Origin of the sequence: Azoarcus sp. PA01, assembly GCA_001274695.2 — a bacterium.
Lineage (GTDB): Bacteria > Pseudomonadota > Gammaproteobacteria > Burkholderiales > Rhodocyclaceae > Aromatoleum.
Genome location: LARU01000004.1, coordinates 210,914 through 234,607, shown reverse-complemented (window position 1 = coordinate 234,607; position 23,694 = coordinate 210,914). Strand labels below are relative to the sequence as shown.

Annotated in this window: 20 protein-coding genes; 6 read left to right on the top strand and 14 right to left on the bottom strand. The window is 64.4% G+C overall.

Features of this window, described 5'->3' with window-relative positions; genetic code table 11:
- Window positions 1-59: 59 nt before the first annotated feature.
- The 6 genes from PA01_13275 to PA01_13250 all read right to left on the bottom strand — a co-directional run bounded on the left by PA01_13275 (window position 60) and on the right by PA01_13250 (window position 4,694).
- On the bottom strand, window positions 60-821 hold the full coding sequence (locus PA01_13275) for an ABC transporter permease (GenBank protein KON79490.1): 762 nt from the start codon (window positions 819-821) through the stop codon (window positions 60-62).
- Window positions 818-1,753, bottom strand: a complete 936-nt coding sequence (locus PA01_13270) for an ABC transporter ATP-binding protein (GenBank protein ID KON79489.1) — start codon at window positions 1,751-1,753, stop codon at window positions 818-820. Before PA01_13270 ends, PA01_13275 begins: the two co-directional genes overlap by 4 nt.
- A gap of 106 nt (window positions 1,754-1,859) precedes the next feature.
- On the bottom strand, window positions 1,860-3,086 hold the full coding sequence (locus PA01_18995; GenBank protein ID KAI5912321.1) for a hypothetical protein: 1,227 nt from the start codon (window positions 3,084-3,086) through the stop codon (window positions 1,860-1,862).
- Window positions 3,087-3,125: 39 nt separating this feature from the next.
- Window positions 3,126-3,899 (bottom strand): hypothetical protein, encoded by a 774-nt coding sequence (locus PA01_13260; GenBank protein ID KON79488.1) that lies wholly within the window; start codon window positions 3,897-3,899, stop codon window positions 3,126-3,128.
- A gap of 10 nt (window positions 3,900-3,909) precedes the next feature.
- Window positions 3,910-4,419, bottom strand: coding sequence for a hypothetical protein (locus PA01_13255; protein KON79487.1), 510 nt, complete (start codon window positions 4,417-4,419; stop codon window positions 3,910-3,912).
- Window positions 4,416-4,694, bottom strand: coding sequence for a DnaJ domain-containing protein (locus tag PA01_13250; protein ID KON79486.1), 279 nt, complete (start codon window positions 4,692-4,694; stop codon window positions 4,416-4,418). The genes PA01_13255 and PA01_13250 overlap by 4 nt, the downstream gene beginning before the upstream one ends.
- 297 nt (window positions 4,695-4,991) lie before the next feature.
- Between PA01_13250 and PA01_13245 the strand changes: the two genes are divergently transcribed.
- Window positions 4,992-6,728: a potassium/proton antiporter gene (locus PA01_13245; protein KON79485.1), complete on the top strand. Its 1,737-nt coding sequence runs from the start codon at window positions 4,992-4,994 to the stop codon at window positions 6,726-6,728.
- Window positions 6,729-6,824: 96 nt separating this feature from the next.
- Here the strand turns inward: PA01_13245 and PA01_13240 are convergent, their stop codons facing one another.
- From PA01_13240 to PA01_13230, 3 genes are all read right to left on the bottom strand, one after another.
- Entirely contained in the window at window positions 6,825-9,491 is a 2,667-nt protein-coding gene (locus PA01_13240; GenBank protein ID KON79484.1) for an HAD-IC family P-type ATPase, read from the bottom strand.
- Between the two features lie 9 nt (window positions 9,492-9,500).
- Window positions 9,501-10,763 carry a putative Na+/H+ antiporter gene (locus PA01_13235; GenBank protein ID KON79483.1) on the bottom strand — a complete coding sequence of 421 codons (1,263 nt, stop codon included), beginning with the start codon at window positions 10,761-10,763 and terminating at the stop codon, window positions 9,501-9,503.
- Between the two features lie 402 nt (window positions 10,764-11,165).
- Window positions 11,166-11,546 (bottom strand): hypothetical protein, encoded by a 381-nt coding sequence (locus tag PA01_13230; protein KON79482.1) that lies wholly within the window; start codon window positions 11,544-11,546, stop codon window positions 11,166-11,168.
- A gap of 208 nt (window positions 11,547-11,754) precedes the next feature.
- Here PA01_13230 and PA01_13225 point away from each other — a divergent pair, with 208 nt between their 5' ends.
- The 4 genes from PA01_13225 (at window position 11,755) to PA01_13210 (ending at window position 16,397) form a co-directional block, all read left to right on the top strand.
- The gene (locus tag PA01_13225) at window positions 11,755-13,755 is read left to right on the top strand and encodes a methyl-accepting chemotaxis protein (GenBank protein KON79481.1); all 2,001 of its coding nucleotides are present in this window, start codon (window positions 11,755-11,757) and stop codon (window positions 13,753-13,755) included.
- A 175-nt stretch (window positions 13,756-13,930) separates the two neighbouring features.
- Complete coding sequence (locus PA01_13220; protein ID KAI5912320.1) at window positions 13,931-14,776, top strand: EAL domain-containing protein; 846 nt, start codon at window positions 13,931-13,933, stop codon at window positions 14,774-14,776.
- 224 nt (window positions 14,777-15,000) lie between these two features.
- Window positions 15,001-16,119: an alpha/beta fold hydrolase gene (locus PA01_13215; GenBank protein ID KON80339.2), complete on the top strand. Its 1,119-nt coding sequence runs from the start codon at window positions 15,001-15,003 to the stop codon at window positions 16,117-16,119.
- Between the two features lie 53 nt (window positions 16,120-16,172).
- Window positions 16,173-16,397, top strand: coding sequence for a hypothetical protein (locus tag PA01_13210; GenBank protein ID KON79480.1), 225 nt, complete (start codon window positions 16,173-16,175; stop codon window positions 16,395-16,397).
- A 142-nt stretch (window positions 16,398-16,539) separates the two neighbouring features.
- On the opposite strand, the gene PA01_13205 is transcribed toward PA01_13210, so the two are convergent.
- Entirely contained in the window at window positions 16,540-18,651 is a 2,112-nt protein-coding gene (locus PA01_13205; GenBank protein ID KON79479.1) for a catalase, read from the bottom strand.
- 476 nt (window positions 18,652-19,127) lie between these two features.
- Between PA01_13205 and PA01_13200 the strand changes: the two genes are divergently transcribed.
- Entirely contained in the window at window positions 19,128-19,652 is a 525-nt protein-coding gene (locus tag PA01_13200) for a GNAT family N-acetyltransferase (protein ID KON79478.1), read from the top strand.
- A gap of 100 nt (window positions 19,653-19,752) precedes the next feature.
- On the opposite strand, the gene PA01_13195 is transcribed toward PA01_13200, so the two are convergent.
- From PA01_13195 to PA01_13180, 4 genes are all read right to left on the bottom strand, one after another.
- A complete protein-coding gene (locus tag PA01_13195) occupies window positions 19,753-20,817 on the bottom strand; it encodes a sulfate ABC transporter ATP-binding protein (protein ID KON79477.1) in 1,065 nt (354 codons plus the stop codon).
- Window positions 20,814-21,713 carry a sulfate ABC transporter permease subunit CysW gene (cysW, locus tag PA01_13190; protein ID KON79476.1) on the bottom strand — a complete coding sequence of 300 codons (900 nt, stop codon included), beginning with the start codon at window positions 21,711-21,713 and terminating at the stop codon, window positions 20,814-20,816. Before cysW ends, PA01_13195 begins: the two co-directional genes overlap by 4 nt.
- The gene (gene cysT / locus PA01_13185) at window positions 21,710-22,609 is read right to left on the bottom strand and encodes a sulfate ABC transporter permease subunit CysT (protein KON79475.1); all 900 of its coding nucleotides are present in this window, start codon (window positions 22,607-22,609) and stop codon (window positions 21,710-21,712) included. The genes cysW and cysT overlap by 4 nt, the downstream gene beginning before the upstream one ends.
- A gap of 80 nt (window positions 22,610-22,689) precedes the next feature.
- Window positions 22,690-23,688, bottom strand: a complete 999-nt coding sequence (locus PA01_13180) for a sulfate ABC transporter substrate-binding protein (protein KON79474.1) — start codon at window positions 23,686-23,688, stop codon at window positions 22,690-22,692.
- Between the last annotated feature and the right edge of the window lie 6 nt (window positions 23,689-23,694).

Here is a 23,694-nt window from a genome sequence, read left to right as displayed (position 1 = left end):
ACTAGTCACCTCCGGAGGAGAGGTCTAAGCATGATGCGGCAGACATTTCCCGGTTTTGTTCAGGCCTTGAGGCGGTACCCGGTCTTGAAGATCCAGTCGACGACCGCGACGCAGACCACGAGGAACAGCACCGTCATGGCGAGGCTGACGCCCACCGCGACATCCGCGATGCCGTAAAAGCTCCAGCGAAAGCCGCTGATCAGGTACACCACGGGGTTGAAAAGGCTGACCTGCTGCCAGAACGGCGGCAGCATGTCGAGCGAGTAGAAGCTGCCGCCGAGGAAGGTCAGCGGAGTGACGATCAGCAGCGGCACGAGCTGCAGCTTCTCGAAATTGTCGGCCCAGATGCCGATGATGAAGCCGAGCAGGCTGAAGGTCACGGCGGTCAGCAGCAGGAACAGGATCATCCAGAACGGGTGTTCGATATGCAGCGGCACGAACAGGCCGGCCGTCGCGAGGATGATCGCGCCGAGGAGGATCGACTTCGTCGCGGCCGCGCCGACGTAGCTGATTATGATTTCGACATAGGATACGGGCGCCGACAGCAGTTCGTAGATCGTGCCGGTGAACTTCGGGAAGTAGATGCCGAAGGACGCGTTGGACAGGCTTTGCGTCAGCAGCGACAACATGACCAGCCCCGGCACGATGAAGCTGCCGTAGCCGATGCCGTCGATCTGCGGAATGCGCGAGCCGATCGCGGCGCCGAAAACGACGAAATAGAGCGACGTGGAAATCACCGGCGAGACGATGCTCTGCAGCAGCGTGCGTTTCGTGCGGGCCATTTCGAACAGGTAGATCGCGCGGATCGCGTGGATGTTCACCGCCCGCTCCTCAGCAGGCCGACGAAAATGTCCTCGAGCGAGCTTTGCGTGGTGTGCAGATCCTTGAAGCCGATGCCGGCGGCAGTGAGATCGTCGAGCAGCGCGACGATGCCGTCGTGCTCGCCCTGTGCCGCCCGCGAGTCGTAGGTGTAGATCAGTTCACTCCCCTCGTTCGCGAGTTCGAGCCGATGGCGCTGCAACGCTGGCGGGATTTCCCCAAGCGGTTGCCGCAGCTGCAGCGTCAGCTGCTTTCTGCCGAGCTTGCGCATCAGTTCGGCCTTGTCCTCGACGACAATGATTTCACCGTTGTTGATGACGCCGACCCGGTCGGCCATTTCCTCGGCCTCCTCGATGTAATGGGTGGTCAGGATGATCGTCACGCCGCTGCTTCTGAGGCGTCGCACGAGCGCCCACATCTCGCGGCGCAGTTCGACATCGACTCCGGCCGTGGGCTCGTCGAGGAACAGGATCTGCGGCTCGTGCGACAGCGCCTTCGCGATCAGGAGGCGCCGCTTCATGCCGCCCGAAAGGGTGATGATCCGGTTGTCCTTCTTGTCCCATAGCGACAGCTCCCGCAACACCTTCTCGAGGTGGGCCGGACTCGGCGCCTTACCGAACAGCCCGCGGCTCAGCGACACCGTCGTCCACACCGACTCGAACGCGTCGGTCGTCAACTCCTGTGGCACCAGTCCGATCAGCGAACGCGCCGCGCGGTAATCGCGGATGATGTCGTGCCCGGCCACGGTGACTTTGCCTTCGCTCGGCCGCACGATGCCGCAGATGATGCTGATCAGCGTCGTCTTGCCGGCCCCGTTCGGCCCCAGCAGCGCGAAGATCTCGCCCTGCCGGATCTCGAGGTTGACCCCGCGCAGCGCCCGGAAGCCGCTGGCATAGGTCTTGGAAAGATCGGCGACATTGATGATGACGGACATGAGCGGGACGATAGCAGACCCGCGTCGTACCGGGGGAGGTGCCGCAGGCGGGGTCTCGGCGCAGCATCGATCCGAAACGAGCCGCGCCCGGCTCGAGCGATTCCGGCTAGGACAGCCTGTAAGTCGCCCTGCAGGTGTCGTGCAGGTACGCCAGGACGTGATCCTCATCCTCGTCGTTCAGCTCGACGCGGGCTTCCGGGCCGAGGTCTTCGGCCCACAGGTGCCGGACGTCGGACTGGTACTGGAACGGGACCACGCGCTGGATGAATTCGGCGACGGCCGCTTCGTCGAAGCCCCGGCTGCGAAAGTTTTCACGGATGCTGACCGCATCTTTCTTGCGCAGCGCGGGGCGGGGTTCGAGGCCGGTTGCGACCATCAGCAGGACGGTGCACATCACGTCCGGGTGCTCCCCCTTGCCGCCGGTGATCTTCCGCCACGCGTCTTCCGTCTCCTGGTCGTGGTGAGTCAGCTCGTCGAGACCACTGTTGTTGAAGAAGAACACCCCTGCCAGCGCGCCGACGTCCTCCCTCGGAATGAAATCCGCAGCGGCGTGCCTCCTGAGTGTCGGCAGGATGTTGGCGAGGAAGTTTTCCTGCGCTTCACGTAGCGCGCCCTCGATTGCCGACGGCGCTTCCTTGCTCCATTCGTCCAGAGCCGGGAAGTCCTGCTTCTTTTTCCGGCACGCCACGGCATGGAGTTCGATGAACTGGCCGGCGGAAAACAGCTTTTTGGGCTTCCTGTCGACGAACAGCACCAGCAAGGCGCTGTTGATGACCGCTTCGCAGGACTCGTTCATCTGGAGTTCCTTGCGCGCGACACCGAGCTTTCCGGCCAGCCAATAGCTCAGCTCATGCTGGGCCAGGATGCTCTCGCGGCGGTTCCGTTCCTCCTGGTAACGGGCATGCGTCATCGGCTCGTCGAGCGTCCATAGGGACAGCATCTGCTTTTCGACCTGCGGGAGTGCGTGCGCGGGCTCGAGGATCAGGTCTTCCGGCAGGCGCAGCAGGACGCGCAGCGCGTCGGCGCCGGCCTTCGACAGCGAGAGCAGGCTTTTCTGGCGCAGCAGCTCGGCAGCCGGCCCGAGTTTTCCGCCCGATGCCGACTCGAGCGTCAGGCTGACGAGCGTCACCAGGCGAGTACGCGCCGCCTCGAGTTCGGGGCGAAGGTTGGCCGTGCCGAAAAAGCCCGCCAGCTGGACGATTCCCTTCGCGCCTTCACGGCGAATGGCGGTGAGGCGCTCACTGTCGATGAGGCGCTGGCTCAAGCCGTAACGGAGCACCTGCTCGAAATACGGGCGGGTATCGACGGTTGCGAGATCGGTATTGCTGGACATCGTGTCTGGCGCGAAGCGCGACGGCTTCGCGCTTCCCTGTCAAATGGCGGACTCTTCTTCGTCTTCCGGAATCTTCGGCACACCCGGCTCCCCGGCCGGCAGCGGCGACGGCACATGGGCGGCTTCGAGCTCGCGACGGCTGCGATCCTGGATTTCGATGATCAGCAATTCGAAGCTGTCCTGGAACTCGTGGCGAAGAATCCACGCCGTTTCCATCCAGTCGCCGTCGGCGACTTCGGAGCGCGACATCGCCGGACGCGCGAGTTCCATCGAGTCGCCGGCTTCAAGCCCCTGCTCCATGTCATCGAACTGCTCGGCGTCGAACGTGTGCGTGCGTTTCGGCGCCATCGCCTTCTCGAGATCGAAGTCTTCTTCGAAACGGCCATGGAAAGCGAAGTTCTGCAGCAGATCGTGGTAGTCGGTGAAGTAGTCCGCGAGCAGGCGAATGCCTTCATCGCGCTCGGTGAGGCATTCGAGGATTTCGGCGCACGACGCGGGCGTGCGGTGCATCACCGCGTTCATCGTGTTGCGCAGGCGCGGCACGTATTTTTCGATCGGTTCGCCATATTTGCGTTCGAGCAGGATCGCATCGACAAACTGCTCCGCACTGACGACGAGGTTGATCACCGATTCCTTGCTGGAATCGAACTCGCGCATGATCGCGAGCAGATCCTTCGGTTGCATCTCGTCGAGGACGCTCACCAGCGCCTGGTCGCCGCCCGCTTCAGCGATGGCGACCAGTTGGGATTCCGCCTCGGCGATTTCGCCGGCGAGGATCAGGGCTTGAGTCTCGAGGACAACGGGGTGGGTCATGGTTCAGGGCTCAACGGTCAGGGGTATCGAAGCCTTGTTCGGTCATCCAGCTTTCGCCGGCCTCGCCAAGGTCTTCCGTATCGTCTTCATCTTCTTCGTCGACGTGAAAAGTCGAGTCGGGCTTGCGGATGTCTTCGGTCAGCATCCACTCGAGCACCGCGGTCGTGGTGAGGAACGCTTCGCCGTCGACGCTGCGCAGGCACATTTCGATGAGCGGACGCGCCCAGGGTTCAATGTCCAGCGTCTTTTCCACTTCCGCCCAGCGCGGAAAGCGCCCGAGTCCCGGAGTGCCGTTGGCGGCGCGGTCAAGAATCCTGCGGTCGTTGAACCTGTAGGCCCCGTGCAGCGCCGGCGCGACCATTTCCGGCGCCTCCTCGATCATCGGCAACAGATCCTTCAGGCACTGGCGCTTTTCCTGCAGGCGCCTGGCGAGCACGTTCCGGTTTTCCGAATCGGTGCGAAGATCATCCAGCTCGCTGTTGTAGCGCTCGGAAAGATCCTCGAAATAAAACGATGTCATGTAATCACTTTCTCGATATAGGCGTTCCACAGCGAGGCCGCTTCCTGCAGGGGGTCGTCGATCAGGTTGCGCCGTCGCAGCGCATCGTATTCGCGGCGCCTCGCCTCGTCCCCCAGCAACTCGTAAGCCGTCTGCACTTCGCGGAAACGCGCCGCCGCGTCGGCCGAGGGGTTTTTGTCGGGATGATACAGACGGGCAGCTTTCCGGTAAGCCGATTTGATCTCATCAAGCGAGGCAACAGGCGAAACATCAAGGACTTCGTAGGGATCTCTCATTTACGATTATCGATCAGCCGGTTTTGTGGTCGCGAGTATAACAACGAACTATCGAACCCTCCCGAGCGCGTCAGCTTTCGTCGCATCCACGACGGAACGGGGAAACAGCGGTCGCGTGTGGGCCGAGTGGGGTGAGCGGTTGCTGCGCAGATAGGGCATTCTCTGGCACCGGGCTGAGGTATAGCTCGATCGGAACCATCAGAGCGGCCGAGCCAAGCGCTGGAGATGCGATAAAGGGCTCGAAGGCCATCCCGACGTCGGTGCCTCCTCGCAGCCGCGATCCTTTGATTTTGCAGAATGGCCTATATAAACGGACTCCTTCTCCTTGCCGGCGCCCTGCTCTTCGTCAGTGTGCTGAGCAGCACGCTGTCAGCGCGGCTGGGCTTGCCGCTGCTGCTGTTCTTCCTGGTCGTGGGCATGCTGGCCGGCGAAGATGGGCCCGGCGGGATCGTCTTCAACGACTTCTCCACCGCCATGCTCGTGGGGCAGCTCGCGCTCGCCGTGATCCTGCTCGATGGCGGTCTGCGCACGCGCATCGACACTTTCCGGGTCGCCCTGCGACCGGCGGCAGTGCTCGCGAGCTGGGGAGTGATTGCTACATCGGCGCTGCTCGGGATCTTCGCCACGTGGCTGCTGGACGTGGACTGGCGCCTCGGGCTCCTGCTGGCCGCCATCGTCGGCTCGACCGACGCGGCCGCGGTGTTTTCGCTCCTGCGCAACAGCGGGGTACGGCTCAACGACCGCGTCAAGGCCACGCTGGAGATCGAGTCGGGCTCCAACGATCCGATGGCCATCCTGCTCGTGACCGTCCTGGTGGAGGTGCTGATGAGCCCCGACGGCCTCGACGCGGGCCGCTTCATCGTGCTGCTCGTGACCCAACTCGGCCTCGGGGCGCTCGCAGGCCTGGCGGGCGGTTTCCTGCTGGCCCGCCTGCTCTTGCGCCTGAGACTGGCTGAAGGGCTCTACGCCATTCTCATCGCCTCGGGCGGGCTGATCATCTTTGCCGCGACCAACTCCATCGACGGCAGCGGCTTTCTGGCGATCTATCTGACGGGCCTGGTGGTCGGAAACCGCCGTTGCCACGCGACCGAGCACGTTTTCCGGGTCATGGATGGTCTGGCGTGGCTCGCCCAGGCGGGCATGTTTCTGGTGCTTGGTTTGCTGGTCACACCTTCGCACCTTCTCGACCATGCGGGGGAATCGCTGGCGATGGCCTGCTTCCTGATGCTGGTCGCACGCCCGTTCGCCGTCGTGACGGGCCTGCTGCCCTTTCGCTTTGCGGCGCGCGAAGTCGCCTACATTTCGTGGGTGGGCCTGCGCGGCGCAGTACCGATCGTGCTCGCCATCATCCCGGTGATGATGGGCGTGCCGGACTCGAGCCTGCTCTTCGACGTCACTTTCGCCGTGGTGCTCGTGTCGCTCGTCGTGCAAGGTGCGACGGTCCCGCACGCGGCCCGTGCCCTCGGAGTGGTGGTGCCTCCGCGAGACGAGCCGGTGGATCGGCTGGAGGTCTTGGTCGGCGAGGATCAGACTCTCGACCTAATGGAATACAGGGTCGGGGCCGACTCGCGGGCCGAGGGTCTCCATCCTGACGAGTTGATCGTCCGCGAAGGCTATCCGGAGGTACGATGCGCGACGGTGCTGCGCGGCGGCAAACAGGTCCGGCTCGACGAGCGCACCCGGCTCGCGGCTGCGGACTCCGTTTGGCTGATCGCCCCGGACGCGCTCGCGGAGCCGCTGGCGGCCGCTTTCGCGCCAGCAGGGGCTGCGGGCGAACTCACCGCGCATTCGCGCTTCTTCGGCGAGTTCGTCGTGGATCCGTCCTGCCCCGCAGGTGAATTGGCTTCAGCGTATGGATTCGTCCTGGAACCGGCCGAGGAAGCACTGGAGCTTCGCGCCCTGGTGGTCAAACGCCTGGGGCGTCCCGCAGTCGTGGGCGATCGGATCAGGATCGGGGCATTCGTGTTGACGGTGCGGACGATGGACGGGGGCACGGTCGCGCAGATAGGCCTGAAGTGCCCGACCACTGCATGAACGACGCGTGCCAGGTCAACGATCAGGCAAGCTTCCCTCGTTCTCGGCGTGCGTCCCGTTTCTCACCGATGAGGCAGCGCCCGAGAATGACGCCCGTTACCAACGGCTCTCCCAGCGCTTGTCCATTTCGACGACGACGAAACTGCAAGAAGCGATCAGTGCGATCAGGCCCCAGTCCTGCACATCGATCGGTGCGGTCTGAAACAGCTCATTGAACACCGGCATGTAGGTGAAGGCCAGCTGTAGCGCGATCATCAGGAAGCTGCCGACCCACGGCCACGGATTTTCCCACCCGCTTCCCTGCCAGGCGTTCAGCTTCAACGACCGACAGTTGAAGAGATAGGTAATCTCGATCATCACGAACACATTGACAGCGATCGTGCGGGCCACTTCGGGCGACTGGCCGTTCGACAAGGCGAACTCGAACAGACCGAAGCTCGCGCCCAGCATCATCAGACTCACGAGCAGAATGCGCCAAAGCAGCTTGCGGTCAAGAATCGGCGCTGCAGGTGGACGCGGAGGACGACGCATGATGTGGGCTTCGGCCGGCTCGAATGCGAGCGTAAGTCCCAGCAGGATCGCGGTCGTCATGTTGATCCACAGGATCTGCAGTGGCGTGATCGGCAACGGACTTCCCGCCAGGATCGCGACCAGGATGACCATTCCCTCACCGGCGTTGGTGGGAATGGTCCAGGTGATGAACTTCACCACGTTGTCGTAGATGCCGCGACCTTCCTCGACCGCGGCCTCGATGGTGGCGAAGTTGTCGTCGGTCAGCACCATCGCTGCCGCCTCCTTTGCGACGTCCGTGCCCCCCAAGCCCATCGCGATGCCGATATCGGCCTGCTTCAGCGCCGGAGCGTCGTTGACGCCGTCGCCGGTCATTGCCACCACTTCGCCATTCGCCTGCAGGGCGCGGACGAGGCGCAATTTCTGTTCGGGCTCGACACGCGCGAACACGTCGACTTCCGCCGCTGCCGTGCGCAGCGCACCGTCGTCGAGTTCGGCCAGTTCTCGCCCGCCGAGCGCTTTCGCCCCGTCGTCGATGATCTTCAACTGGCGAGCGATCGCCATTGCCGTCCCGGGATGGTCGCCGATGATCATTTTTACCCGAATGCCTGCCGAGTGGCAGGTTCGTACGGCGGCGATCGCTCGGGCGCGTGGCGGATCGATCATGCCGACGATGCCGAGAAATACCAGGGTCCCCTCGGTTCGCCCTTGATCCAGCGACTGACCTGCAGCGACTGCCGCACGGGCCATCGCGAGGACGCGCAAACCGGCTTCCGCCATGCGAACCGAAGCTGCCACAATCCCCGCGACGTCGACCGGCATCTCGCGCGAGTGGCGATCCAGCATGCTCGAGCACGCGGGCAGCAGTTTTTCCACCGCTCCTTTCAGGTAAAGGATCTGCGTCCCCTCGATTTCATGCAGGGTCGCCATGTATTGCCGGCTCGAGTCGAAGGGCAATTCGTCCAGTCGGGGGAAGATCGAAGTCAGCGTGACTTCGTCGATGCCTGCCTTGCGCGCCAGCACCAGCAAGGCCCCTTCGGTAGGATCGCCGACAATGCGCCATTGGCGGTCTTCATGCACAAGGCGCGCATCGTTGCACAGCACGCCCGCGAGGAGCGTTTCTTTCAGGGCCGTTGCGTCATCGATCGGCGCGGCGTTTTTCTCGATGCTGCCGGTCGGGCTGTAACCGCTTCCGGTCACGACGAACGTTTCACCACCCGCCCAGACCTCGCGGACCGTCATCGCGTTCTCGGTCAATGTCCCGGTCTTGTCGGAGCAGATGACAGTCGTGCTGCCCAAGGTCTCCACGGCGGGCAACTTCCGGATGATGGCGCGCCGCTTCGCCATGCGCGCCACGCCGATTGCCAGCGTGATGGTCAGGGCCGCGGGCAGTCCTTCGGGGATAGCGCCGACCGACAAGGCCACGGCCGCCATGAACATGCTGAAGAAGGACTCCCCGCGCAGCATGCCGATGACGAAGGTGAGAGTCGCGAGGGCCAGAATCGCGATCAGGAGGCGCTGAGCGAATGCGTTCATCTTGCGCATCAGCGGCGTCGTCAAGTCGGCCGTCTGCGCAATGAGACGGGAAATGCGCCCGGTCTCGGTACTGTCGCCGGTAGCGACCACGATGCCCGTTCCCTGCCCGCCCACGACCAGGGTGCCGCAGTAGGCCATTGCGGCACGATCGGCCAGCACGGTATCGGGCGCAAGCGCGGCGACGTGCTTGTCTACCGGAGTCGATTCGCCGGTGAGCGCTGCCTCGGCGACGCGCAACTCCTTGCCGCCGAGCAGGCGCATATCGGCGGGCACCTTGTCGCCGGCGGACAGGATGACCACGTCGCCGGGCACGAGCTGCGCCGCATCGAGCCGTCGTCGCATGCCGTCCCGCACGACGGTCGCCTCCGAGGCGATCGCTCTGGCAAGCGCCAGCAGTGCCGCTTCGGCCTTGCCTTCCTGCATGAAGCCGGCGGTTGCATTGATCAGCACCACCCCAAGGATCACGCCCGATTCGACCCACTCGCCGAGCAGCGTGGTCACGACCCCCGCGACGATCAAGACCAGGACCAGCGGTTGAACGAGTTGAGCGACGAATCGCGTGAAGGCGCTTCGTCCCGGAGCGGCACTGGGCCGGTTGGGACCATAAACTTCCAGTCGTTGAGCCGCTTCCGCTTCGTCGAGCCCCCGCGCAGCGTCGACTTTCAAATGCCCGGCCACCTCGACGCCGGTCATCGCATGCCATGCGGGCCGGGACATCAAGCGCTCCTAGAGAACGGCAAAACTCAGCATCGCAATGAAAGTCGGCGGCAAGGCGGCCACCAGCAGACTGAGCGGGTTGACGGCTTGGTCGTCGAGGTATCCCTTGAGAATCGCGACGCCTGCCGGATTGGGCGCATTGGCGATGACGGTCAGTCCGCCCCCCGATACTGCACCGGCGACCAGGGCGTACTTGAACTCATCGGACAAACCTTCGACCAGGGAACCGAGGTACGTCAGCGCCGCGTTGTCCGTGAAGGCCGTCAGCGCGGTTGCGCCGAAGAATACCGCCTCGCTGCTCATGCTCATCAGCACCGGCTGCAACCACCACTGCTGCTGCCCGCCCAACACCACCAGGCCGGCCAGGAAGAACGCCACCAGCAGTCCTTCGCGCAGGATCAGCGGATTCTGATGCTGCTGGTACGCGCTGGCCACGCCGAGAAAGAACAGGAACAGGCCCATGAAGATCGCCGGATGGTGGGCGAATACCACGACCCCGGCCAGGAAACCCAGATGAACGACGACCAGCGCGGGCGGCACCGGAACCGTGCTCTTGCTGCCGTCCACCAGCGGTAGGTTGGCCAGCTCCTTGCGAAACAGCAGGGCGACGCCGACGGCATTGACCACGACGGCGATCGCAGCTTTCCAGCCGAACGTCGCCAGCATGAAACTGATATCCCAGCCCCATTTGCCCGCAACCATCAGCACCGGCGGCGCAGCGAAAGGGGTCAGCGTGCCCCCGATCGAGACATTCACGAACAGCACGCCCAGCGTGGCGTATTTCAGCCGCGACGAGATGGCCCGCGAAAAAAAGCCCTTGGCCAGGATCAGGGCGGCCAGGGTCATCGCAGCCGGCTCGGTGATGAACGAGCCGAGCAGCGGCACCACCGCCATCACGGTCAGGTAATAACCGAGGCTGCCTGGCAACGGCAGCGCACGTGCGATCAGGCTCGTCGCGCTCATCGCCGTCTGCAGGATCGGCCGCGTCGCTGCAATCACCATGATGGCGAACACGAACAACGGTTCGGTGAAGTTGCGCGAGTCGATGTAGCCGATGGCGATCGACGAGCCTTCGATCGCGAACATGCTCAAAACCAGGATCAGCGCCCAGAAGCCGAACACCACTTCGATCTCGCCCAACAAATGCCAGATACCCGCATGGGTGGGCCGGGTGTGAGCGAGGTGCTCGAAGATTCGGGTCGAGAAGGTGTGCAGGATTGCCACTGCGAACAACGCGGTGGCGACGAACTGAATGAGGGTGGGTGCGTTCATGGGCCGTAGAAAAGCCGCGAGGCGGCCCGACCATCGCATCAACCTGCCACGCTTGATTGCGTGAGCACCCGGCGCGAGTCTAACGCAAACTTTCTGATCTCGAAACGGGTAACCGTACCCATTCCGGCATGGCGGGATAGCGACGCATCACAACGTCATCGCGCCCCGGCTTCCATCGCGCGCGCACGGGCGACACCGGGCTTCATTGATTATCAACCGCGGCAGTTGAATACAACCTCTCGCCGTCAGCTTGTACACCCGCTCGCCCCGAGCTCGTACAGCCGTTCGCCCCCAGCTCGTGCAGCCGTTCGCCTTGAGCCTGTACAACCGTTCGCCCTGAGCTTGTCGAAGGGCACGCCAGGGCTTCGCCGAGCTCGGCCCGAACGGTATTCGGTTGCCGGGTTAAATATGGAGGTCACATTTCTCGCCTAGGGTGACGACACCGAGACTTCCTGCCCGACCGCCATGCTCCATCACGTCCCCGCAAAACTTGCGCCCCCCGCCCCGCGCTTCCATGTGACGCGCGACGATGGCCTGTACCAGCCCATTCCCTTCGCGTTCGTCACCGATCGGATGCGTCAATGCATCGAGCATGAACGACAGGTCCTGCTCGATGCCCTTTCGCCCAAAGCGCGCGCCCGGCAGGAGGAAGTCTTCCACTGCTACGACCCGCATGCGAGCCACCGTACCTACCAGAACATCCTGAGGCGCTTTCGCCTGGCGGAGAAGCAGGAGCGTGCCCCGTGGGCGAGAGACTGAATCAGCGCCGAACCAGTCGATCATTCCGTGCCTGATACCCCATACCGACCAGCCCGCGGCGGCGCGTCCACGGCGAGCTGCAGTCACAAATCGGGCAAAGAGCGGTGGGCCTCACAGAGCCATCAGCGATCACGTGCCGGATTCGTCCCTGCTCGCCCCGCTGTCCTCGGCGGACCCGCTGCCCCATCAGTCCGGCGTCGGTTCGCTTCACCTCGCTCCTAGAGACCGCACGATGACGCACCTCCTGCACCCTGCGATCTGGCTTTCCGCCCGATTCAATTTCCGCTGGAAACTGTTCGGCACCTTTCTGCTCTTCGCCATTCTGCTGAGCGCAGCGACGGCGCTTTTGGTGCTGGAGGCAAGGCATTCGATCGCTCGCATCGACCGGCAGCGCGAGGGGCTTGCGCTGCAGTTGCCGCTACTCGGCCTCGTGCGCAGCGTCCAGGATCACTACGCGGCATCGCTGGCGACGGTTCACGGCGAGGCGTCGATGGGCTCGCGCATGGCGGCGACGAGGATCGAGTTCGAGCGTGGCGCACCGCCGGTGCTCGAGCATCCGCTGGCTGGCGACCAAGGGGCGCGGATCGCCCGGCAATGGCAGGCGCTCGCCGCGACACCGCCCACGGATGCCGACGCGAGCCGGAATGCCCATGAGGCGCTCCTCGGCGATCTGTTGCGGCTGCGCGAGACCTTCGTCGATCGGAGCGGATTGAGCCTCAACGACGACGTGGGAGTTCAGGTCCTGACCGATCTTCTCAACACGCAGTTGGTGCCGCTGATCCAGAACCTCGGACAGGCACGCGACGCCGGCGTCGGCATCATCGCCCGCGGGCGGATCAGCATGTCGCAGCGCGAGGCAATGAGCATCGTTCGCGGCAGTTTCGACACCCTGCTCACGTGGATGGACCGCAGCGTGGAGAAAACTGGAGTCATCCGCCCGGAACTCAAGGGCGCACTCGCCCAGCCGTTCGCCGTGCTGAACAGCGCCACGCTGGGGGTCCAGGAATACCTGACGACGAAGCTGATCAACACTAGTGATTTCGACATTGCCCCCGCTTCCTACCACGCCAAGGGCAGCGCAGCACTCGAAGCGGGAATGGCCTTCGCCGCGCGCTTGATACCCGCGATCGACCAGTTGATGGCCGCCCGCGAGCAGGAAACCCGCAGCACGTTCCAGTCCGCACTGCTCGCATTCGCGATCGCCGTCGCATTGATCGGCTATCTGTTCGCCGGCGCCTATACGTCGATCCTGCGTTCGATCCGCGAACTTGAAGAGGCCGCTCGGGCGATGGCAGCGGGCGACCTGCGGGCCCGCGTCGTGGTACGCACGCACGACGAGATTGGTCACGTCGGCAACGGATTCAATGCGATGGCAGAGAGTTTTTCGGCGCTGATCACCAAGGTCGCCGGGGCGGCCGGCAATACCCGGTCGGCTGCGAGCGATCTCACCGACCAGGTCGCGCAGGTGACTGTGGCGTCAGCTCGCCAGAGCGAATCGGCCGCGCACTCGTCGAGTTCGGTCCAGGCGCTCGCAGTCAGCGTGCAGCAAGTCGCCATGCACGCCGAAGACACGAGCCGGATTGCCCGGCACGCGGCAGAACTTTCTGCCGACGGCCGGGCCGTCGCCGATCAGGCCGCTGCCAGCATGCAGTGCATCGTCGACGACATCGCCGCCGCCGTCGCCGCGGTGCTGGCGCTCGAGGAGCGTTCGCGCACGATCGATCGAGTGGTCCATGTGATCGCGGAGATCGCCGGACAGACAAACCTGCTCGCGCTGAACGCGGCGATCGAGGCCGCGCGGGCCGGCGAGGTCGGGCGCGGGTTCGCGGTAGTCGCCGACGAAGTGCGCAAGCTCGCGGACCGCACCGGCAGCTCGACACGCGAGATCGCCGCGACGATCCGCGAGATGCGCAACGGAATCCAGGACGTTGTCGCCGGCATCCGGCAGGGCAGCGCGCGGGTCGGCGAGAGTTCGGTGCTATTCGCGAAGGTGCTGAGCGCGCTCGACGCGATCCACGACGAAGTCACGCGCTCGGCGATGCTCGTCAGCGATATCGTTTCCGTCACCCGGGCACAGACCGACGCCAGCCACGACATCGCGTCCAGCATCGAGACCATGGCGGTGATGGCCGACGAAAATCACAGCACGGCGCGCCGAACGGCAACCGCGATCAGCGACCTGCTGCAGCTGTCGGACAGCCTGCGCATCGCGGTCGCCGGATTGCGGGTTTGAGGACTGCGGTGCGCGAGGCTCCTCGTCGCCTTCATCGCTTACAGCGATAGGGGAGCGATGTCCCATGGGGTGAGCACGATGTCCGATGCGGGTCGTGGCAGCTCGGGGGCGAGAGCCCTCCCCTGTTTGCCGCGGCGCGGCTCGATCGCCCGAAAGATCTTTATCGAGGTACATCATGCTTTCGAAATCCGACTTTCTCGTCCTGTTCGACGCGCTCCTCGAGACTCATGCGCTCGAATACGAATTCCAGCCGATTGCCGACATCGGCCGGGCGTCGGTGCTGGGCTACGAGGCGCTGATGCGCGGGCCGGTCGGTTCCGCGTTGCGCTCGCCCGACGACCTGCTGCGTGTCGCAAAAAGCGCCGGGCGCATGGCGGACCTCGAGCGCGAGGCCTGCCTCGGCGCAATCGGCGCGTTCGGGCGAGCGGGCGTGCCCGGCAAGCTGTTCCTGAACCTGTCGGGATCGATGATCGAGCACTTTGCGCGAGACCACGGACGCCAGATGCTGGACTGCGCTCAGCAGGCCGGCCTCTCTCCGGGCCGGCTCGTGCTCGAACTGACCGAGCACGAGCGCGTCGAGGATGTCGAAGGGCTGCAGGCGGCGATGAAGACGCTCGCCGCGCTCGGCGTGACGCTCGCGCTCGACGATTTCGGCGATGGCCGCTCGAGCCTGCGCTTGTGGGTGCAACTGAAGCCGCAGATCGTCAAACTCGACAAGTATTTCGTGCGGGGCCTGCAAGGTGACAGCCGCAAGATCGAGGTGATCCGCAGCCTGCTGCGGCTGGCCGAAGTACTCGCGACGCCGCTCGTTGCCGAAGGCATCGAGGATGCGGCCGAACTCGCGGTGCTGCGCGACCTTGGGTGTCATTACGCTCAGGGTTACTGCATCGGCCGGCCAAGCGCGGCGCCGGCTGCCGCATTGCCGGACGCGGTGGTGAAGGTGATGCAGTTCATGAATGCGAGTCCGATCTGCGCAGAACGCCTGGCGAAGGTGATCGCGCTGCGCGAAGCGACCGCGTAGCGCAGTTCAGGCCAAGCTTCTTCCCGCACGGAGTGGCGTTGCCGTCGCGCACCGCGCATTGAAATTCTGCCCGTCCGATGACGACGCGGTGCCGGCGCTTGAACTCGCACGGGCCATGCCTCGTCCAACGGAAGCATTTTCCTTCGCGCGGAGCCGGTCGTCGGTCGTCGGTCGTCGGTCGTCGGTCAGGCGCAGCCGGCACGAGCATCAAGAGGCGGTCCACCATGTCCGAGCCCTTCGTGTACATCGACACCCCCGAAGTTCGTGCCGGCGTTCCGTCCGCGCTCCGGTGGTGGTTCGAATCGCTTGACGAGATGCGAAGGCACGCCGGCCGAGCGCTCGACCGCATCAACCTCGGTCGGCAGGAAACCGGGTTCGAAGTTGTTTTTTCGCGACCGGCGGTGCGTTTGCGCGGCTATGGAAAGTCGCGGAACGGGAAAAGGTCGCCCGTCCTGCTGATCGTGCCGGCGCCGATCAAGCGTGCGTATATCTGGGATTTGTCGCCGGAACGAAGCGTCGTGCGCAAGGCGCTCGACCGCGGCTTCGACGTCTATCTGGTCGAATGGACCGAAACGCAGGACGACGAGGCCCGCTTCGGCCTCGAGGAATATGCGCTGGTCGCAATCGAGGAGTGCATCGAGGCGATCCGGGCCCGGTCGCAGTGCGGGCCGCTCTTCGTTGCGGGGCATTCGCTCGGCGGCACTTTCGCCGGCCTCTACAGCGCCTGTCATCCCGACCACGTCAGGGGCCTCGTGCTGATCGAGGCACCGCTTCATTTCGCCGAGGCTTCGGGGCCGTTCAAACGCATGCTCGACGCCGGGGGCCCTGCGCAGGCCGTGCTTCAGTCGTCGCGCCCCGTCCCGGGTTCGCTGATCAACCTGATGAGCCTGTGCGCATCGCCGAAGACGTTTCAGCACGAGCGCTATCTCGACTTCGTCGCGAGCCTCGGCTCGCGTGCGAACCTCGAAACCCACGTGCGCGTCGAACGCTGGACGCTGGACGAACTTCCGATGCCGCGCCGGCTGTTCGACGAAGTCCTCGAGCAGCTCTATCGCAACAACCGGTTCATGCGCGGCGAACTCAGACTCGGAAACAGGCGCCTTCACCCTCGCGACGTGAGCTCGCCGGTGTTTGTGGTTTTCGATCCGAACAGCCACATCATTCCGCCCGCGTCGCTCCTCGCGTTCTACGAGCAGGTCGGCAGCCAGAACAAGGAAGCGCTGCCCTACCCCGGAGACATCGGCGTCGCGTTGCAGCACGTCGGCGCGCTGGTCGGCGAAAACGCGCACCGCGTAATCTGGCCGCGGATTTTCGACTGGCTCGGGCGGCTCGCCGCCGAATGATCGCCGACTTCCCTCGCACCTTGTGCGCGCCGCCACCGACAACCGAGACCGACATGCAGCCCTACAGGAATCTGAGCGGCAAATCGGGAGTCGCCGCGTTCGAGATCGGCGACGATTTCGTGAAGGTGCTGTTCCGCGACAATCCCCGCGTCTACGTCTATTCGACTCCCCCGATCGCAGCCGCAAAGATCGAGCAGATGAAAGGGCTCGCGCTTGTCGGGCGCGGCCTTGCGACCTTCATCAGCCAGAACTCCGACGTCCGAGCCGGGTTTTCGTGAGGCGTCTCACCCTCTTTTTCTTCGGGCAAGGTGTTTTTGCGGCTGCGCCAAGTCGCCGATGTTGTCCGGCTCCGTCGGCACTCGGACCGCCGACCAGGATGGAGATTCCACCGGCCGCCACGCTGCCGGCCGGCGTCGTTCCTTATGGCAGTATCCGGACCGACGGTTCGCGGCTCCACTGGCGTGTTTTCGCGGCGGTGATGAAGCCGTTCATGTCCGAGACCGCGAAAATCCCGCTGTCGGCGGGGATGTTCGCTTTCTGCAGCAGCGCGCGTCCCCCGTCGTCTACCGCGATCGCTTTCAGGTGACCGAACGCGTCGTGCACGAAATCGATCGCGGACGATTCTCCGCACAGCATCTGCGCACCCGCATCGGACAGGACCACTGCGATCGCATCGAACATCACTGAAGGCATCCCGCCAAGCTGGCCGTCGGCGCTGAGCCGCGCACCGTCGGCGAGCTTCGCGCCTCCTATTTTCGGCGCGACGATCTTGACCATCGCCCCGGCGGCGAGTGCCGCTTTGCGCACCGCCTCGATCCGTGCGCCATCCGAGCCGTCCGCGACCAGTACGCCCACGACGCGACCTTCGAGCGTGTCCTTCATCTTGCCGATGATCTGCAATGGCGGCGACGGTGGCAGGTCCTGAACCGGGACGGCCGGCTGTGGCGCATCCGGCAGCTGTTCGAGCGCGAGGCCGTCGGCGACGCGACGGGCGAGATCTTCATCGATGTTGCGCAGGTGGGCGACGACCGCCTGGCGGACGTGCAGATGCTCGACCTTCGCGAGCTCGAACACCAGCGTATAGGCGATGTGAGCCTGTTCGACGGGAGTCTGGCTGCGGTAGAACTGCCGCGCCTGGCTGTAATGGTCGGCGAAGCTCTCCGCCCGGATACGCCCCTTTTCGCCGCTTTCGCTTACACGAGCATGGCGAAAGCCGAGGCTCGGCGTTTCGCGGGGCGAATCTTCGGCGAGCGAATTCGGCTCGTAATTGACGCGGCCTTTCGGCTGCATCATCTGCATCTTGGCGTCGCGCTGGTTGTTCGCGAACGGACATTTCGGCGCGTTTATCGGGATCTGATGGAAATTCGGCGACCCGAGACGCAGCAGCTGCGTATCGAGATAGGAAAAAAGCCGGCCCTGCAGCAGCGGGTCGTTCGAAAAGTCGATGCCCGGAACGACATTGGCCGGACAAAAAGCCACCTGTTCGGTCTCGGCGAAGAAATTATCCGGCCAGCGGTCGAGCACCATCCGCCCGACGACGCGCAGCGGCACGAGTTCTTCGGGAATCAGTTTCGTCGCGTCCAGGTGATCGAACGGGAATTTTTCGGCCTCGGCTTCGGTGAACAGCTGCACCGCGAATTCCCATTCGGGGAAATTGCCTTCGCGGATCGACTCGTACATGTCGCGGCGGTGAAAGTCGGGATCGGCCCCCGCGATCTTGACCGCTTCGTCCCACACCGTGGATTGCAGTCCGAGCTTCGGCCGCCAGTGAAACTTGACGAAAGTCGATTCGCCGGCTTCATTCACGAGCCGGAAACTGTGCACACCGAAGCCTTCGATCATGCGCAGCGAGCGCGGTATCGTGCGGTCCGACATGATCCACATGATCATGTGCATCGACTCCGGAGTCAGCGAAACGAAATCCCAGAAATTGTCGTGGGCAGTCGAGGCCTGCGGAAAACCGCGGTCCGGCTCCATCTTGAACGAGTGGACCACATCGGGAAACTTGATCGCGTCCTGAATGAAGAACACCGGAACATTGTTGCCCACCAGATCCCAGTTGCCTTCCTTCGTGTAGAACTTGACGGCGAAACCGCGGACGTCGCGAGGCGTGTCCACCGAGCCGGCCCCGCCGGCAACCGTCGAGAGGCGGGTGAACACCGGCGTCTTTTCCCCGACCTCGGTGAGGATTTTTGCGGTCGTGTATTGCGACAGGGACTCCGTCAGTTCGAAATATCCGTGCACTGCAGTGCCACGCGCGTGCACGACGCGCTCCGGAATCCGCTCGTGATCGAAATGCGTAATCTTTTCCCGCAGGATGAAATCTTCGAGCAGCGTCGGACCGCGCGGATTGCTCCGCAGCGAGTTCTGGTTGTCCGGAATCGGTATGCCCTGGTTTGTCGTGAGCTCGGGATGGGTCCCGCCCGCAAGCTGATGCATTTCACCCGCATTGCCCGGTTCGGCATCGCTACCGGCCGCTGCCGGTGCGGATTGCGGTTTGCCCGTTGCGCCAGCCGGCTCGTTGTTCTTCATCGTCACTCTCCTTGATGATCGGGGTCGAAGGCACGTGGAGGCTTGCATTACCTCGAGCCGGCCTTCGCGAATGGGAGCGGGCACACGGCATGCAAATCCTTTTGCAGGCCGGCCACGCCGAGCAGGACATAGCAAACGGCATTCCCCAAGGCGAGATGCACATCTCGCGAGGCGATGACGGCGCGCGACGAGAGAAAACGGCGCCCCTGCCCCGTCCGCAAGCACGGATGGATACATCGGCACGCATCCGAACGCGCGAATGAACGACGAGGCAGCGATTCTTGCTACCATCTGCGCGAGCTGGTGCGCGCGCAAGCGGCGCTGCGGATGCGCCATCCCGATCGCGACCCTGGACGGGAAAGCACATCCAAACCGATGATCCGGCAGGGTTTTCCTCGAGTCCCGAGCAACGCGGCCGGCGCCGCCTCGAACTTCTATTTATTTGTAAACAAATCTATTTGAAGGCCAACAGATCAATGCCGAACATTCAACCGTTCCTGGTGCCCGAACGGATCGAATCTGCGCGCCTCGTGCTGCGCACGTTTCATCCCGACGACTGGCCGTTCCTGCACGAACACTACTCGGACGCCGAAAGCACGCGCTTCACCTTCCGGCGCGCGCTTTCCGAAAGCGACAGCTGGTACGCGATGGCGAACATGGTCGGGCACTGGCACCTCCGAGGTTACGGCCCCTACGCGGTCGAGGAGAAAGCGACCGGCAAGGTGCTCGGAGCGGTCGGGCTGTGGTACCCGAAGGACTGGCCGGAACCCGAAATCAAATGGGCGCTGACGCGACGGTACTGGGGCAAGGGCTACGCCAGCGAGGCGGCCCGCGCCGTGCAGGCGATGGCCAGAGAGCACCTTCCGGACGTCTCGCTGATCAGCTTCATCCACGCCGAGAACGCGGCATCGATCGCGCTGGCTTTGGCCGTCGGCGCGACGTTCGAAAAGGAAATGCCGTTTCGCGGCGCGACCTGGCACATCTACCGCCACCCGCGCTGAAAGGGCGTGAGGCTGCCGGCAGCGCGGTCGACGGACGGGATCTCCTGCATCGAGGAGCGTTCGCGCCGGAGCGCCGCTCCGGCTCGGATACCGATCGGAATCAGAACAGGAAGGGCTGCTTTGGCGCGGGCACAGCAGCCGCGGCAAACACTTTCGCCTGCCGCGGTTTGAACCACACCGTGCGGCCGGGCGACAGTTCGAGATTCGCGGCGCGTTCGCGCGTCAGTTCGACTTCGATCGTCTCCGCCTCGTGCTCGAGCTCGACGCGCACGAGCGGTCCGATGCGGTGCACGTGGCTGACGACGGCTTTCATGCCGCCCGAAATCGGAGCGGCGTCGAGGTCGATGTCGTGCGGGCGCACGAACGCGATCGAGCCGGCGGCGGGCGCCTCCCCTTCCCGCTCGACTTCCGCCCAGCCGCCGTGGACGCGGTGGTGGAAAACGTTCACGTTGCCGAGGAACTGGTAGACGAACGGCGACGCCGGGCTCGAATACACTTCGTCCGGCGAGCCGATCTGCTCGATGTGGCCGCGGTTCATGACGACGACGCGGTCGGCGACTTCCAGCGCCTCTTCCTGGTCGTGCGTGACGAACACCGACGAGATGTGCATCTCGTCATGCAGCCGCCGCAGCCAGCGGCGCAGCTCCTTCCTCACTTTCGTGTCGAGCGCGCCGAAGGGCTCGTCGAGCAGCAGCACTTTCGGTTCGACTGCGAGCGCGCGCGCGAGCGCGATCCGCTGCCGCTGCCCGCCCGAGAGCTGGGACGGGTAGCGGTTCGCGAGCCAGTCGAGCTGCACGAGCTTCAGCAGGTTCATCACCCGCTCGCGGATCTCGGCTTCGGACGGGCGCGATTTGCGCGGGCGCACGCGCAGCCCGAACGCGACGTTCTCGAACACCGACATGTGGCGGAACAGCGCGTAATGCTGGAACACGAAGCCGACCTGGCGTTCGCGTGCATGCACGTGCGTCGCCTCCTCGCCGCCGAACAGTACGTTGCCGCCGTCCGGAGATTCCATGCCGGCGATGATGCGCAAGAGCGTCGTCTTGCCGCAGCCCGAGGGCCCGAGCAGTGCGACCAGCTCACCGGTCGGGATGTCGAGCGACAGGTTGTCGAGCGCGACGAAGTTGCCGAAGCGCTTGCTGATGTTGCGGATTTCGATGCTCATGGGCGTTCCGTGGCGACAGACGGGGGCAGTTCGGTTTTCTCGGGTGGCAGTTCGGCAGTCAGCATCTCGGTTTCGCGGCGCATGCGCCATTCGACGATGGTCTTCGCGACCAGCGTGACGAGGCCGAGGAAGGCGAGCACCGTCGCCGCGGCGAACGCGCCGATCTGGTTGTATTCGTTGTAGAGGATCTCGACGTGCAGCGGCAGCGTGTTGGTCTCGCCGCGGATGTGGCCGGAGACGACGCTGACCGCGCCGAACTCGCCCATCGCGCGCGCATTGGCGAGGATCACGCCGTACATCAGGCCCCACTTGATGTTCGGCAGCGTCACGCGCCAGAACATCTGCCAGCCGGAGGCGCCGAGCGACACCGCGGCCTCCTCCTCGTCGCGGCCCTGCGCCTGCATCAGCGGGATCAGCTCGCGCGCGACGAACGGGAAAGTCACGAACAGCGTCGCGAGGATCATGCCCGGCAGCGCGAAGATGATTTTGATGTCGTGTGCGGCGAGCCACGGGCCGAAGAAGCCTTGCGCGCCGAACAGGATGATGAAAATCAGGCCGGCGACGACCGGCGAGACCGCGAACGGCAGGTCGACCAGCGTCGTCAGCAGGCTCTTGCCGCGAAACTCGAATTTCGCGATCGCCCACGCGGCGGCGACGCCGAACGCGATGTTGAACGGCAGCACGAGCGCCGCGATCGTCAGCGTCAGCAGCATCGCCGAGCGCGCCTCGCCTTCCTGCAGCGCGTCCCAGTACACCTGCGCCCCTTGCGCGAACGCTTCCCAGAACACCGCGATCAGCGGCAGCACGAGGAACAGGAACAGGAAGCCGAGCGCGACCGCGGTCAGCAGCAGGCGAACCCAGCGCGGCTCGGCGGTGGCCCGCCGCGTCGTCGTCATGGCTGCCCCCCGGCGATCGCGAGTGCGCCCGAAGCATCGGCCGGGGCATCTCCGTCCCGGTTCTTCGCGTGGCGGTTCGCCGCCCACCACTGCAGCAGGTTGATCACCAGCAGCATGACGAACGAGATCACGAGCATGACGACCGCGAGCGCGGTTGCGCCGAGGATGTCGTACTGTTCGAGCTTCGAGATGATCAGGAGCGGCGTGATCTCCGAGATCAGCGGCATGTTGCCGGCGATGAAGATCACCGAACCGAATTCCCCGATCGCACGCGAGAACGCGAGCGTGAAGCCGGTCAGCCACGCGGGAAAGATTCCCGGCAGCAGCACGCGCGTGAACGTCTGCCAGCGGGTCGCACCGAGCGTCGCGGCCGCTTCCTCGACTTCCGCCTCGATATCCTCGATGACCGGCTGCAGCGTGCGTACGACGAACGGCAACGTGACGAAGATCAACGCAACGACGATGCCCAGCGGCGTGAACGCGATCTGGATGCCGAGCTTCGCGAGATGCTGGCCGATCCAGCCGTTTTCCGCGTACAGCGTCGCGAGCGTGATGCCGGCGACCGCAGTCGGCAGCGCGAACGGCAGATCGACGAGCGCGTCGATGAAGCGCTTGCCCGGGAACGGATAACGCACCAGCACCCATGCGACGATCAGGCCGAACAGCGCGTTGATCGCGGCGGCCCCGAGCGACGCCCCGAAAGTCACGCGGTAGGACGCAAGCGCGCGCTGGCTGCTCGCGGTCGTCCAGAAATCGCTCCACGACATCTGCCCGGTGAACAAGATCATGCCGGCAAGCGGGATCAGCACCAGCAGGGTCAGATACGTGAGCGTGTAACCCAGTCCGAGACGGAAACCGGGCAGGACTCCGTCGCGTTTGCTTGCGGCAGGAAACATAGGGGGCGGCGGCAGAGATGGACGGTTGAAAGCGACGCGGCCCGCGTACGCGGGCCGTCGGGCGCTCGAAACGGCGGATTCTACTTCTGAACGTAGATCTGGTCGAAGGTGCCGCCATCCTTGAAGTGGGTCGCGGCCGCCTTGCTCCAGCCGCCGAACACTTCATCGACGGTAAAAGTCTTGATCGGCGGGAACGCCGCAGCGTATTTCTTCATCACTTCCGGGTCGCGCGGGCGCAGGTAGTTCTTCGCGGCGTTCTCCTGGCCTTCCTTCGACCACAGGTATTCGAGGTAGGCGCGGGCGAGCTCGCGCGTGCCTTTCTTGTCGACGACTTTCTCGACGACCGCGACCGGGAATTCGGCGAGGATCGACAGGCTCGGATACACCACCTCGAACTCGCCGCGGCCGAACTCCTTTGCGATCAGCTCGGCTTCGGATTCGAACGTCACGAGCACGTCGCCGATCCGGCGCTGCATGAACGTCGTCGTCGCGTCGCGCCCGCCGGAGCCGAACAGCGGCGCATTCTTCAGCCAGTTGCCGACGAATTCCTGCGCAGTCTTGTCGTTGCCGCCCGGCTGCTTCAGCGCGTAGCCCCACGCGGCGAGATACGAATAACGGCCGTTGCCCGTGTTCTTGGGGTGCGGGATGATCAGCTGCATGGCACCCGGCTTCGCGATGTCGTTCCAGTCCTTGATCCCTTTCGGATTGCCCTTGCGCACGATGAACACCATCGTCGAGGTGTAGGGCGACGCGTTGTCCGGGAAGCGCTTCGCGTAGTCGGTCGCGACGAGCCCCTTCTCGGCGAGGAAGTCGACGTCGGTGGCCTGGTTCATCGTCACGACATCGGCCTCGAGGCCGTCGGCGACCGCACGCGCCTGCTTCGACGAGCCGGCATGCGATTGGCGGATTTCGACGGTCTCGCCGGTTTTCTCCTTCCAGTGCTTCTGGAAGAGCGGGTTGTAATCCTTATAGACATCGCGCGCGACGTCGTACGAAACGTTGAGGAGATTCGACTGGGCGTGCGCGCCCGTCGCGAGCGCGAGCCCGGCCGCGAGCAGCAGAGCGGAAAATTTGTTCATGAAAAC

What these genes read in the sequence shown, in the direction of transcription:
- PA01_13240 (KON79484.1), bottom strand. Translation starts at nt 9,491, where the DNA reads ATGTCCCGGCCCGCATGGCATGCGATGACCGGCGTCGAGGTGGCCGGG.
- PA01_13220 (KAI5912320.1), top strand. Translation starts at nt 13,931, where the DNA reads ATGCTTTCGAAATCCGACTTTCTCGTCCTGTTCGACGCGCTCCTCGAG.
- PA01_13235 (KON79483.1), bottom strand. Translation starts at nt 10,763, where the DNA reads ATGAACGCACCCACCCTCATTCAGTTCGTCGCCACCGCGTTGTTCGCA.
- PA01_13180 (KON79474.1), bottom strand. Translation starts at nt 23,688, where the DNA reads ATGAACAAATTTTCCGCTCTGCTGCTCGCGGCCGGGCTCGCGCTCGCG.
- PA01_13205 (KON79479.1), bottom strand. Translation starts at nt 18,651, where the DNA reads ATGAAGAACAACGAGCCGGCTGGCGCAACGGGCAAACCGCAATCCGCA.
- PA01_13255 (KON79487.1), bottom strand. Translation starts at nt 4,419, where the DNA reads ATGACATCGTTTTATTTCGAGGATCTTTCCGAGCGCTACAACAGCGAG.
- PA01_13215 (KON80339.2), top strand. Translation starts at nt 15,001, where the DNA reads ATGTCCGAGCCCTTCGTGTACATCGACACCCCCGAAGTTCGTGCCGGC.
- PA01_13195 (KON79477.1), bottom strand. Translation starts at nt 20,817, where the DNA reads ATGAGCATCGAAATCCGCAACATCAGCAAGCGCTTCGGCAACTTCGTC.
- PA01_13260 (KON79488.1), bottom strand. Translation starts at nt 3,899, where the DNA reads ATGACCCACCCCGTTGTCCTCGAGACTCAAGCCCTGATCCTCGCCGGC.
- PA01_13250 (KON79486.1), bottom strand. Translation starts at nt 4,694, where the DNA reads ATGAGAGATCCCTACGAAGTCCTTGATGTTTCGCCTGTTGCCTCGCTT.
- PA01_13230 (KON79482.1), bottom strand. Translation starts at nt 11,546, where the DNA reads ATGATCGACTGGTTCGGCGCTGATTCAGTCTCTCGCCCACGGGGCACG.
- PA01_18995 (KAI5912321.1), bottom strand. Translation starts at nt 3,086, where the DNA reads ATGTCCAGCAATACCGATCTCGCAACCGTCGATACCCGCCCGTATTTC.
- PA01_13245 (KON79485.1), top strand. Translation starts at nt 4,992, where the DNA reads ATGGCCTATATAAACGGACTCCTTCTCCTTGCCGGCGCCCTGCTCTTC.
- cysT (KON79475.1), bottom strand. Translation starts at nt 22,609, where the DNA reads ATGTTTCCTGCCGCAAGCAAACGCGACGGAGTCCTGCCCGGTTTCCGT.
- PA01_13200 (KON79478.1), top strand. Translation starts at nt 19,128, where the DNA reads ATGCCGAACATTCAACCGTTCCTGGTGCCCGAACGGATCGAATCTGCG.
- cysW (KON79476.1), bottom strand. Translation starts at nt 21,713, where the DNA reads ATGACGACGACGCGGCGGGCCACCGCCGAGCCGCGCTGGGTTCGCCTG.
- PA01_13270 (KON79489.1), bottom strand. Translation starts at nt 1,753, where the DNA reads ATGTCCGTCATCATCAATGTCGCCGATCTTTCCAAGACCTATGCCAGC.
- PA01_13225 (KON79481.1), top strand. Translation starts at nt 11,755, where the DNA reads ATGACGCACCTCCTGCACCCTGCGATCTGGCTTTCCGCCCGATTCAAT.
- PA01_13210 (KON79480.1), top strand. Translation starts at nt 16,173, where the DNA reads ATGCAGCCCTACAGGAATCTGAGCGGCAAATCGGGAGTCGCCGCGTTC.